The organism is Mesorhizobium sp. M7A.F.Ca.AU.001.01.1.1, from assembly GCF_004022735.1.
Taxonomy (GTDB): Bacteria; Pseudomonadota; Alphaproteobacteria; order Rhizobiales; family Rhizobiaceae; genus Mesorhizobium; species Mesorhizobium ciceri.
Map to the genome: position 1 here is coordinate 1 of NZ_RZPF01001185.1, position 1,010 is coordinate 1,010.

Consider the following 1,010-nt stretch of genomic DNA (forward strand, 5'->3'; position numbering starts at 1 on the left):
CGCCGCCCCCGCGATCAGACCGCCGATGCGTGAGACGGCATTGTTGATGCCGGAGGCCGCCCCCGTGTCCTTGTCCTCCACCGCCGTCATGATCGCGGTCGACAAGGGCGACACGACCAGAGCCATGCCGAGCCCCATCAGCCCCATCAGCGGGAATGTTCCGGTCCAGAAATTGTGGATGCCGGCGTAGGTGAGCAAGGCCAGCCCGGCAAACGCAAAAGCCACGACCAGGCTGCCGCAGGCGATCGGAAAACGCGGTCCGATCCGGTCCGACAGCTTGCCGACAGGTCCCGACAAAAGCGCGATCGATGCCGACAAGGGCAGGAAGATGAAGCCGACCTCGGCCGTGCTCAGGCCCCAGCCGGCGATCAGCAGCATTGGCAGATAGAAAAGGTTGGCCGACAGCGCAAAATAGAGGAAGAACGTCGCCACATTGGCGCCGGCGAAAGCACCGACGCGAAACAGGCTGAGGTCGATCATCGGCTCGCGCTGCCGAAGCTCGAAGACGATGAAGACAGCCAGCAATACGACGCCGGCGGCAATGCTCGGCCCTGCCATGAGGCCCTCGCCGCTGGCGCTCATCGAGGTCAGCCCATAGGCAAGCGCACCGAAAGCCAATGTCGCGAGCGCTGCACCGCCGAGATCCAGGCTGCGTTTCTCCGTCGGCACATCGGCCGGAACCTTGGCCAGCAGAAGCCAGATCGAAATCAAGCCCAGCGGCAGGTTGATGGCGAAGATCGCCCGCCAGATGCCGTCACCGAAGGCCGACAGCACGAAGCCGCCGAACACCGGGCCAAGTGCCGTGGTCAGCGCCGAAGCCGCCGCCCAGATGCCGATAGCACGGCCGCGTTCTTTCTTCGGGTAGGCCTTGGCGATGATGGCGAGGCTGCCAGGCACCATGATTGCCGCACCGATGCCCTGCAACGCGCGAAATGCGATCAGCACAATTGCATTCGGCGCCAGCGCACAGGCAGCGAAGCGAGGATGAACAGCGCGATGCCGGCCACGAA

At 64.6% G+C, this 1,010-nt stretch carries 1 pseudogene; it reads right to left on the reverse strand.

Annotated elements, in window-relative coordinates:
- A pseudogene (locus tag EN884_RS36930) lies at positions 1-1,010 on the reverse strand (MFS transporter); the annotation flags it as partial.